A 9,577-nucleotide genomic window follows, 5' to 3' on the forward strand; every position below is an offset into this window, starting at 1 on the left:
CCTCCGGGTGCCGCACCCGGCGCCCGGCACCCGGCCGGGGCGGTCGGTCCGCGCCACCCGTCCCGCGCCCCGGCGGGCACCCCTGCGGCTGACCAGGCGGGGGCGGCTCGTCGTGACCTGCGCGAGCAGCGCGCTGCTGGCCTCCCTGGTGGCCGCGCTGGTCGCCCTGGCCACCCCGGCGGCCACCGCGACCCCCGCCGCCACCGCGCCCGTGCCGCCACCGCGGGTCGTCACGGTCCTGCCCGGGCAGACGTTGTCCGGCATCGCCTCGCAGGTGCGGCCCGATGCCGACTGGCGGGAGGTGGTCGCGGAGATCCGCCGCCTCAACGGCATGGCGGACTCCCGCCTGCGCGCCGGGCAGCGCCTGGTCCTGCCGGCACGCTGAGCCGACGGTGTCCCCGGCCCGGCAGCGGGGTGCGGCCGTTCGGGCGGTCGTGCCGGCCGTCCTTGCGCGCGCCCGGAGCGACGCCTACGGTGCGAACCACGATGTAGTGGTCGCCGCTGGTCCCGTACCCGGTCCGCCAGGCGCACCGGCTCCCGTGGCCCCGGGTCCAGCAGGTTCCCGGGGTGCGACCGTCGCGACGGGGGCATCGGCTGCCGGCCGCCGCGCGGCCGACGGCGACCCGGGAGGCTCCGGAATGCACTGCCCGTTCTGCCGCCACCGCGATTCGCGCGTGGTGGACTCGCGCACGACCGACGACGGCAGCACCATCCGCAGGCGGCGGCTGTGCCCGGCGTGCAACCGCCGCTTCTCCACCACGGAGACCGCCAGCCTGACGGTCGTCAAGCGCTCCGGCGCGGCCGAGCCCTTCAGCCGCGAGAAGATCATCAGCGGTGTCCGCAAGGCGTGCCAGGGCCGGCCGGTGAGCGGTGACGACCTCGCCCTGCTGGCCCAGCGCGTCGAGGAGGCCGTCCGCGACCGGGGGGCGGCCGAGGTGGACGCCCACCAGGTCGGTCTGGCGATCCTGCCGTTCCTGCGCGAGCTCGACGAGGTGGCCTACCTGCGTTTCGCGTCGGTCTACCAGGCCTTCGACTCCCTGGCCGACTTCGAGGAGGCCATCGGCCGGCTCCGCCGCGAACGCGGCTCCACCCTCAGCGCCCCCTGACCCGCGCCCGGCCCGCGGCGCCCGGCGGTGCGATCCCGCCGTGGTCGCGGTGGGAGGATGGCGGGGTGCAGGACCCGGCCGACCTCTACCGCATCGAAGCCACCGCCACCGGCCCGGAGGCGGTGCCGCTGGTCGAACCCCCGCTGGTGGTGGCGCTGTCCGGTTTCGTCGACGCCGGTGCCGGCACGCGCCTGGCCGTGGAGCACCTGCTCGCGGAGCTGCCCACGGAGCTCCTGGCGACCTTCGACGTCGACCAGCTGCACGACTACCGGGCCCGCAGGCCGCCCATGACGTTCGCCACCGACCGGTGGACGTCCTACGACGCCCCCAGCCTGGTGCTGCAGCGCGTCAGCGACGCGCAGGGCAGCTCGTTCCTGCTGCTCACCGGCCCCGAGCCCGACGTGCAGTGGGAGCGGTTCACGGCGGCGTGCTGGCAGCTGGCCGACCGCTTCGGGGTGGAGCGGACCCTCGTGCTGACCGCGGCGCCCACCGCCGTGCCGCACACCCGCCCCACGGGGGTGACGGCGAGCGCCAGCCGCCCGGAGCTGCTGGCGGGGCTGCGGACGTGGGCCGTGGAGGCGCAGGTGCCCGGCCACGCCACCGCCCTGCTGCACCTGCGCGGCGCGGAGGCCGGCCGGGCGGTGGTCTCGCTGGTGGCGCACGTGCCCCACTACCTCGCCGGCAGCGAGTACCCCGACGCCGCGGCCGCGTTGCTGCGCACGCTCGGCGGCGCCGCGGGGCTGGACCTGCCCGTCGACGGGCTGCTCGTCGCGGCGGCCTCCACCCGGGTGGAGGTGGACGCGCAGGTCGCGGGCTCCCCGGAGGCCGCCGCGGTGGTGCGGGCGCTGGAGGAGGACCACGACGCCCGCGCCGCCGACGTCGACGGGCCCCTCGTCGCCGGGGGCGGCCCGCTGCCCACGGCCGAGGAGCTCGGGGCCGAGTTCGAGCGCTTCCTGGCCCGCAACGACGAGGAGGGCGACGCCGAGGAGGCCTGAGGCCCGCGAGCCGGCGGCCTCAGGCGGCCGTGGAGGAGGCGCGCTCGTCGTCGCTGGGGCGCGAGCTGCCGCGCAGCTGCCGCAGCAGCGCCCTGGCGTAGGCGCAGGCGGCGTCGGCGTCCTCGAAGACCTCCCCGCCGTGCTCGTCGAGCACGATGACGCGGAAGAGCTGACCCGTTCCCACGTCGCGCCGCTCCAGCCGGGTGAAGCGCTCCCCGAGCAGCTCGCGCAGCTGGTGCTCGGCCGGCATCCACAGCGCGTCCGGCTCGTCGACGCTGTCCAGGGCCCACTCGGTCGTGCCGTTGAAGCCGATCACGCGGCCGGAGGGGTGGTCGTGGACCTCGACGGTCATCTCCGCCAGCGTGAAGACGTCCTCGTCCATGTCGCGGCCGGGCAGGACGAAGCGGTCACCGGCGGCGGGGCGCCAGCGCAGACCGGCGCGCTTGAGGTCCTGGGCCAGATCGACGGAGATCACCGATCCAGCATGACCCCGGTGCCCCGCCGGCGCACCTCGCGCCCGGGCCCCCGCGCGCCGGGAGCGGGGACGGGGTAGGCATAGGAGGGCGATCCGAGCGATCACCGCGACCGATCCGACCGACCACCCAGGAGGACAGATGGACGTCGACACCGCCCGCGACCGGCTGCATCAGCTGCGAGCCCAGCTCGAGGAGGACATCGCGGGCATCGAGGCGCGCCGCGAGGGCGGCACGACGCCCGACGACGGGCCGGAGGGGGGCGGGGACACCGGGGACGCCGCGGCGCACGAGCAGATCGCCGAGGAGACCGCGGCCCTGGTGGCCGCGGCCCGCCGCCGCATCGAGGACGTGGACGCCGCGCTGCAGCGGGTCGCCGACGGCACGTACGGCACGTCGGTGGTGTCCGGCAGGCCGATCCCGGCCGAGCGGCTGGAGGCGCGCCCGGACGCCCTCTACCTCGCCGAGGAGGAGGACGCCTACCTGGCGGGCACCCGCATCGGCGCCGGGGACGTGGCCGGCGCCTGACCCGGCGCCGGGGAGCCGGCCGGCCTCGCGCGCCGGCTCAGGCCAGCCGCACCAGCGCTGCCGGCTCCTCGGCGGGCAGGTCGCCCTCGGCGACGGCGAGGACCTCCATCTCCTCCAGCGTCGTGATGCCGGTGTTCGACAGGAACGCGGTGTCGGCGGCGTCGCGGCCGGTGGAGATGCGCAGCAGCGAGGCCCGGGGCGCGAGCCGGGTGGCGTCCTGCAGCTGCCAGCGGTCGTCGGGTGCGGCCTCCACGACGGCGTGGAAGTCCATCGGCTCCAGCCCGGGGGCGTAGACGGCGACGAGGCGCGCCGGGACGTCGAGGGCGCGCAGCAGCGCCACGACGAGGTGGGCGTGGTCGCGGCACACCCCCTGCCCGGCCAGCAGGGTGTCCACGGCGCCGTCGGTGGGGTCGCTGGAACCGCTGACGTAGTCGAGGCGCTCGTGGACCCACGCGGTCACGGCGGCCGGCAGCTCGGCGCGGTCGGTGCCGACGAACTCCGCGGCGGCGACGGCGGCGAGCCGGTCGGACTCGCAGTAGCGGCTGGGACGGGTGAACTGCCAGCGCTCGCGCGGCGTCAGGGCGGTGTCGGCCGCGCCCGGGTCCACCCGCACCCGGGCGCTGTAGTCGACCCTGGTGGTGCCCTTGCCGGCGGAGAAGGCGTGCAGCCGCCCGCCGAGCCGGTCGACGTCCTCCAGCAGCTCCACCGGTTCGCCCTCCCGGGTGACCGCCAGGGACTCCTCGAGGACCTCCACGCCCCGGCGGCGTGCGACGGCGACCTGCAGGGCGCACTCGACGCGGGTGCGGGCGGAGAGCACGAGCGAGGCGCGCACGGCGGTGCCGAAGGGATCGGTGGGGCTCATGGGACGAGTGTGAGGCACGAGGTGCAGCTGCGCCGCCTCCCGAGCACCCTCGCCGGTGCGGGAGGATGGGGGTCCCGCCGTCCAGGAGGAGGACCCGTGCCCCCGCACGCCGTCGAGACCGTCGCGCCCCTGCCGCAGGATGCGGCCGCCGTCACGGGTGGGCGCCGCCGCGCCCTGCTGCTGGAGAACATCCACCCCGACGCCCGCACCCTGCTGTCCGAGGCGGGCTGGGAGGTGGAGACCGCCACGGGGGCCCTCGGCGAGGCGGAGCTCGCGCAGCGCCTGCCGGGCGTGCAGCTGCTGGGGATCCGCTCCACGACGCACGTCTCGGAGTCGGTGCTCGAGACCGCGCGCGACCTCGAGGCGATCGGCGCGTTCTGCATCGGCACCAACCAGATCGACCTCTTCGCGGCCGCCGCCCGCGGCGTCGCGGTCTTCAACGCGCCCTACTCCAACACGCGCAGCGTCGTGGAGCTGGCCCTGGCCGAGATCATCGCCCTCACGCGGCGGCTGACGGTCAAGGACCGCCTCATGCACGACGGCGTGTGGGACAAGTCCGCCGTGGGTGCCCACGAGGTGCGCGGCCGCCGCCTCGGCATCGTCGGCTACGGCAACATCGGCTCGCAGCTGTCGGTGGTGGCCGAGGCGCTGGGCATGAGCGTCTTCTTCTACGACAGCGCGGACAAGCTGGCCATGGGCAACGCACGCCGCTGCGGCAGCCTGGGCGAGGTGCTCGACGTGGCCGACGTCGTGACCCTGCACGTGGACGGCCGCGCGGGGAACTCCGGCCTCTTCGGGGAGGAGGAGTTCGCCCGGATGCGGCCGGGTTCGATCTTCCTCAACCTCTCCCGCGGCTTCGTCGTCGACCACGACGCCCTGCGGCGCCACATCGTCTCCGGCCACCTCGCCGGTGCGGCCGTCGACGTCTTCCCCACCGAGCCCAAGGGGCGCGGTGAGGCCTTCGAGTCGCAGCTGCGCGGGCTGCCCAACGTCATCCTGACCCCGCACGTGGGTGGTTCGACGGAGGAGGCGCAGGAGGACATCGGCCGCTTCGTGGCGGCGAAGCTGCGCGACTACGCCCTGCACGGCTCGACGACCCTCAGCGTCAACATGCCCTCCCTCGCGTCGGAGGAGCGCACCGGCACGGTGCGGCTGGCCCACCTGCACCACAACGTGCCCGGGGTGCTGGCGGGCATCAACCGGGTGCTGGCCGATGCTGCGGTGAACATCGAGGGCCAGCAGCTGTCCACCCGCGGCGACCTCGGCTACGTCGTGACGGACATCGCCGGGCACTGCGACGGCGAGCTGGTGCGCCGGCTGGAGGCCCTGCCGGAGACGGTGCGGGTGCGGCGCATCTCCTGAGGCGCGGCCGCCGGCCCGGCGCCCGGGCGGGTGTCGGTGCCCGCTGGCAGCCTGTGCCCGCCACCGGGCGCCGGACCCGGCGGCGGGAAGGGGGTCACCGTGACCGCGACGACACCGCTGGGGCGGGTGGTGCGCGACGCCGACGGCGTGCACCTGGAGTTCGTCCGCTCCCTCGACCACCCCGTGGCCGACGTCTGGGCGGCGCTCACCGATCCCGGCCGCCTCGCGGCCTGGTTCGGCACGTGGACGGGCGATCCGACCACCGGATCGGTGGAGCTGACCCTCGCCGAGGAGGGCGCCGCGCCGGGGCGGGTGGACATCACCGCCTGCGAGCCGCCGCGGCACCTGGCGGTGACGACGGACGGCCCGGAGGGCGCCTGGCCGCTGGAGGTGACGTTGCGGGGCAGCGGTGCGGGGACGCGGCTGTGGTTCGTGCACCACCTCGCCGAACCCTTCGACGCCTCCTCGCTCGGGCCGGGGTGGCAGTACTACCTGGACCGGCTCGCCGCCGCGCTCGCCGGGGAGCCGCTGCCCGAGGACTGGGCGCAGTACCACCCGGCCCTGGCGGGCGCGTACGCGGTCCCGGAGCCGTGACCTCCCCGGCCCCGGGCGCCGCGCGGGCGCGCTGGGCGGTGGGGGTGGTCGACCCCCGCCCCGGCGACCGGGTGCTGGAGGTCGGCTGCGGGCCCGGGGTGGCGGCGGAGCTGGTGTGCGGGCGGCTGGCCGACGGGCGGCTGGTGGCGCTGGACCGCTCGCCGGTGGCCGTGCGCCGCGCCGCCGCCCGCGCCGCGGCGCACGTGACGGCGGGGCGGCTGGAGGTGCGCCTGGGCGAGCTGGCCGGTCTCGACGACCCGCCGGGTTCTTTCGACGTGGCGTTCTGCGTGGACGTCAACCTCTTCTGGGTCCGCGACGCCGGTGCGGAGCTGGCCGTCCTGCGCCGGGTGCTGCGGCCCGGTGGCGTGCTGCACGTCCTGTGGGGACCGGCGGGGCCCACCGACCGCGGCCGGGTGCTGGGGGTGGTGCCGGTGGCGCTGGCCGGTGCCGGGTTCGCGGACGTGGTGGTCCGCGACGGACCCGGTGGCTTCGGCGCCTCCGCCCGCACCGGGGTCGGTGCCGCGGCGTCGTCCCCGGGCGGGAGGCCGTCGTGACGGCGCCGGCGGGCGGGGTGCGCCTGCTGCTGCTGGCCGACACCCACCTGCCCCGGCGGGCCCGCGACCTGCCCGCGCAGGTGTGGGCGGCGGTGGACGCGGCCGACGTCGTCGTGCACGCCGGCGACTGGGTCGAGGTGGCCGCGCTGGACGCGCTGGCGGAGCGGGCGCGGCGGCTGGTGGCGGTGGTCGGCAACAACGACGGCCCGGCCCTGCGCGCGCGGCTGCCGGAGGTCGCCCGCGCCGAGGTGGGCGGGGTCCGGCTGGCCGTGGTCCACGAGACGGGCGCCGCCGCGGGGCGCGAGCGCCGCTGCGAGGAGCGCTTCGGCGCACCCGGCGACGGCGGCCCCGACGTGCTCGTCTTCGGGCACTCGCACATCCCCTGGGACTCCACGACCCCGGGCGGGCTGCGGCTGCTGAACCCGGGCTCGCCCACGGACCGGCGCCGGCAGCCGCACTGCACCTACCTCACCGCCACGGCCCGCCGGGGGCGGCTGGCGGACGTGGTGCTGCACCGGTTGCCGCCGCGCACCGGGCGGCGACCACCGGGCACGCGGCCGGATGCGGGCACCCACCCCGCGGGCTAGTGTTTCGGCATGCCGAACACCTGGGTTCGCCGCGGAGAACTCCGCTGGGCGGCCGGTGCGCCCGCGGTGCTCGTGGCCCTGGTGTGCGCGCTCGCCGGCTGCGCCCCAGCGGTCCGCGCCGCGGAGGCGTCGCCGGACCCGCGCCCGGTGGTGCTCACCACGTTCACCGTGCTGGCCGACATGACGCGCGTCGTGGCCGGCGACCACCTGCGCGTGGAGTCCCTGACGAAGCCCGGTGCGGAGGTCCACGGCTACGAGCCCACCCCCGGCGACCTGCGCCGCGCCGCCGGTGCCGACCTGGTCCTGGACAACGGCCTCGGTCTGGAGGCGTGGTTCGCGCAGTTCATCGCCGACGCCGACGTCCCGCACGTCGTCCTCAGCGAGGGCATCGAGCCGCTGCCCGTCGCCACGGGCGCCGCCGAGGGGCAGGCCAACCCGCACGCCTGGATGTCGCCCGTCCTCGGGCAGCGCTACGTCGCCACCATCGCCCGGGCGCTGGCGGAGCTGGACCCGGCCCACGCCGCGGACTACGCCCGCAACGCCGAGGCGTACCGCGCCGAGCTGGCCGCCGTGCACGAGGAGACGACCGCCCGGCTGCAGGCGGTGCCGGCCGGGCGCCGGGTCCTGGTGACGTGCGAGGGCGCCTTCTCCTACCTGGCCCGCGATGCCGGCCTCGACGAGGAGTACGTCTGGGCCGTCAACGCCGAGCAGCAGGCCACCCCCCGGCAGGTGGCGGCCGTCATCGACGCCGTCGAGGAGCGCGACGTGCCCGCGGCGTTCTGCGAGTCCACCGTCTCGGCCAAACCCATGGAGCGCGTCGTGGAGGCCACCGGAGCCCGGTTCGGCGGCACCCTGTACGTCGACTCCCTCTCCGGGCCCGAGGGCCCGGTGCCCACCTACCTGGACCTGCTGCGCCACGACACGCGGGTCATCGCCGACGCCCTGACGGGGAGGACGCCGTGAGCGCACCGGTCGTCGACGTGCAGGACGTCACCGTCCGCTACGGGGACGTCCTGGCGCTGGAGCGCGCCTCGCTGCGGCTGGGCCGGGGCGCGGTCTGCGGGCTCGTCGGGATGAACGGCTCGGGCAAGTCCAGCCTCCTCAAGGCGGTCACGGGCCTGGTGCGCCCGGAGTCCGGCCGCGTCCTCGTGCAGGGCGCCCCGCCGCTGCGGGCCCGGCGCGCCCAGGCCCTGGCCTACGTCCCGCAGGGCGAGGACGTGGACTGGACGTTCCCGGTGAGCGTGCGCGAGGTCGTCATGATGGGCCGCCACGGCCACCAGGGGCCCACCCGCCGCCCGCGCCGCCGCGACACCGAGGCCGTGGACAGCGCGCTGGAGCGGGTCGGGCTCACCGAGCTGGCCGGCCGGCAGATCGGCGCCCTGTCGGGAGGGCAGCGCAAGCGGGCGTTCGTCGCGCGCGGCATCGCCCAGGAGGCCGCGCTGCTGCTGCTCGACGAGCCCTTCGCGGGGGTCGACAAGCGTTCGGAGGCCACCATCAGCGCCCTGCTGGCGGAGCTGGCCGCCGAGGGCCGCACGGTGCTGATCTCCACCCACGACCTGCACGCGCTGCCGCAGCTGTGCACCGAGGCGGTGCTGCTGGCCCGGCGCGTGCTGCTGCACGACACCCCGGCGGAGGTGCTGCGCCCGGAGAACCTGGCCCTCGCCTTCGGCCTGGACGTCCTGGGGCGCACCCCCGCGACCGGCGCGCTGACCTGAGGAGCCCGAGAGTGCTGGACCTGCTGCTGGAGCCGCTGGCGTACCCGTTCCTGGCGCGCGCCCTCGTCGTGACCGCGACGGCCGCGGTGGTCTGCGGGGTGCTCAGCTGCTGGCTGGTGCTCGTCGGCTGGTCGCTGATGGGCGACGCCGTCTCCCACGCGGTGCTGCCCGGCGTGGTGCTCGCCTACCTGGTGGGCGCCCCGTTCGCGGTGGGGGCGCTGGCCTTCGGAGGGCTGGCGGTGCTCCTCATCGGCCTGGTGCGCGACGGCGGCCGCGTCAAGGAGGACGCGGCGATCGGGGTGGTGTTCACGACGCTGTTCGCGCTCGGGCTGGTGCTGGTGTCGGTGACGCCCAGCCAGGTGGACCTGTCGCACATCCTCTTCGGCAACCTGCTGGGCGCCGGCCCGGCGGACCTCGCACAGGTGCTCGTCATCGGCGCGCTCACCCTGGCGGTGCTGCTGCTCAAGCGCCGGGACCTGCTGCTGTACGCCTTCGACCCCGCCCACGCCCACGCGATCGGCATCTCCCCGAGGCGCCTGGGCGCGCTGCTGCTGGGGCTGCTGGCGCTGACGACGGTCGTGGCGCTGCAGGCCGTCGGCGTGGTGCTCGTGGTGGCGATGCTCATCACGCCGGGGGCCACGGCCCGGCTGCTCACCGACAGGTTCTGGCGGATGCTGTGGCTGGCCCCGGCGCTGGCGCTGCTGGCCGCCGTCGTCGGCATCCACACCAGCTACTACACCGACACCTCCTCGGGGGGGATGGTGGTGCTCACCCAGGGCGTGCTGTTCGCGCTGGCGCACC

At 76.5% G+C, this 9,577-nt stretch carries 13 protein-coding genes; 11 read left to right on the forward strand and 2 right to left on the reverse strand.

Annotated features, from left to right (window positions below; translation table 11 throughout):
- The 3 genes from ABEB16_RS07415 to ABEB16_RS07425 form a co-directional block, all read left to right on the forward strand.
- Positions 1-385: LysM peptidoglycan-binding domain-containing protein (locus ABEB16_RS07415; protein WP_345711621.1), on the forward strand; the 385-nt coding region annotated here is incomplete at its 5' end.
- Between the two features lie 253 nt (positions 386-638).
- On the forward strand, positions 639-1,106 hold the full coding sequence (nrdR, locus tag ABEB16_RS07420) for a transcriptional regulator NrdR (protein WP_345711622.1): 468 nt from the start codon (positions 639-641) through the stop codon (positions 1,104-1,106).
- A 65-nt stretch (positions 1,107-1,171) separates the two neighbouring features.
- A complete protein-coding gene (locus ABEB16_RS07425; protein WP_425560130.1) occupies positions 1,172-2,101 on the forward strand; it encodes a PAC2 family protein in 930 nt (309 codons plus the stop codon).
- Between the two features lie 19 nt (positions 2,102-2,120).
- Here the strand turns inward: ABEB16_RS07425 and ABEB16_RS07430 are convergent, their stop codons facing one another.
- Positions 2,121-2,576 carry a pilus assembly protein CpaE gene (locus ABEB16_RS07430; protein ID WP_345711623.1) on the reverse strand — a complete coding sequence of 152 codons (456 nt, stop codon included), beginning with the start codon at positions 2,574-2,576 and terminating at the stop codon, positions 2,121-2,123.
- A 139-nt stretch (positions 2,577-2,715) separates the two neighbouring features.
- On the opposite strand from ABEB16_RS07430, the gene ABEB16_RS07435 reads away from it, so the two are divergent.
- Positions 2,716-3,102, forward strand: a complete 387-nt coding sequence (locus ABEB16_RS07435; protein WP_345711624.1) for a TraR/DksA family transcriptional regulator — start codon at positions 2,716-2,718, stop codon at positions 3,100-3,102.
- Between the two features lie 37 nt (positions 3,103-3,139).
- On the opposite strand, the gene ABEB16_RS07440 is transcribed toward ABEB16_RS07435, so the two are convergent.
- Positions 3,140-3,964 carry a transglutaminase-like domain-containing protein gene (locus ABEB16_RS07440; RefSeq protein WP_345711625.1) on the reverse strand — a complete coding sequence of 275 codons (825 nt, stop codon included), beginning with the start codon at positions 3,962-3,964 and terminating at the stop codon, positions 3,140-3,142.
- A gap of 129 nt (positions 3,965-4,093) precedes the next feature.
- Between ABEB16_RS07440 and serA the strand changes: the two genes are divergently transcribed.
- From serA to ABEB16_RS07475, 7 genes are all read left to right on the forward strand, one after another.
- On the forward strand, positions 4,094-5,326 hold the full coding sequence (gene serA, locus ABEB16_RS07445) for a phosphoglycerate dehydrogenase (RefSeq protein ID WP_345711632.1): 1,233 nt from the start codon (positions 4,094-4,096) through the stop codon (positions 5,324-5,326).
- Between the two features lie 99 nt (positions 5,327-5,425).
- Complete coding sequence (locus tag ABEB16_RS07450; protein WP_345711626.1) at positions 5,426-5,920, forward strand: SRPBCC family protein; 495 nt, start codon at positions 5,426-5,428, stop codon at positions 5,918-5,920.
- Positions 5,917-6,474, forward strand: a complete 558-nt coding sequence (locus ABEB16_RS07455; RefSeq protein WP_345711627.1) for a class I SAM-dependent methyltransferase — start codon at positions 5,917-5,919, stop codon at positions 6,472-6,474. The genes ABEB16_RS07450 and ABEB16_RS07455 overlap by 4 nt, the downstream gene beginning before the upstream one ends.
- A 17-nt stretch (positions 6,475-6,491) precedes the next feature.
- A complete protein-coding gene (locus ABEB16_RS07460; protein ID WP_345711633.1) occupies positions 6,492-7,061 on the forward strand; it encodes a metallophosphoesterase family protein in 570 nt (189 codons plus the stop codon).
- Between the two features lie 9 nt (positions 7,062-7,070).
- Complete coding sequence (locus ABEB16_RS07465; RefSeq protein WP_345711628.1) at positions 7,071-8,024, forward strand: metal ABC transporter substrate-binding protein; 954 nt, start codon at positions 7,071-7,073, stop codon at positions 8,022-8,024.
- A complete protein-coding gene (locus tag ABEB16_RS07470; protein WP_345711629.1) occupies positions 8,021-8,776 on the forward strand; it encodes a metal ABC transporter ATP-binding protein in 756 nt (251 codons plus the stop codon). Before ABEB16_RS07465 ends, ABEB16_RS07470 begins: the two co-directional genes overlap by 4 nt.
- A 14-nt stretch (positions 8,777-8,790) precedes the next feature.
- The coding region (locus tag ABEB16_RS07475; RefSeq protein WP_345711630.1) for a metal ABC transporter permease at positions 8,791-9,577 on the forward strand (787 nt) is incomplete at its 3' end.

The organism is Kineococcus glutinatus (genome assembly GCF_039542765.1).
Lineage (GTDB): Bacteria > Actinomycetota > Actinomycetes > Actinomycetales > Kineococcaceae > Kineococcus_A > Kineococcus_A glutinatus.

What these genes read in the sequence shown, in the direction of transcription:
- nrdR (WP_345711622.1), top strand. Translation starts at nt 639, where the DNA reads ATGCACTGCCCGTTCTGCCGCCACCGCGATTCGCGCGTGGTGGACTCG.
- ABEB16_RS07435 (WP_345711624.1), top strand. Translation starts at nt 2,716, where the DNA reads ATGGACGTCGACACCGCCCGCGACCGGCTGCATCAGCTGCGAGCCCAG.
- ABEB16_RS07440 (WP_345711625.1), bottom strand. Translation starts at nt 3,964, where the DNA reads ATGAGCCCCACCGATCCCTTCGGCACCGCCGTGCGCGCCTCGCTCGTG.
- ABEB16_RS07465 (WP_345711628.1), top strand. Translation starts at nt 7,071, where the DNA reads ATGCCGAACACCTGGGTTCGCCGCGGAGAACTCCGCTGGGCGGCCGGT.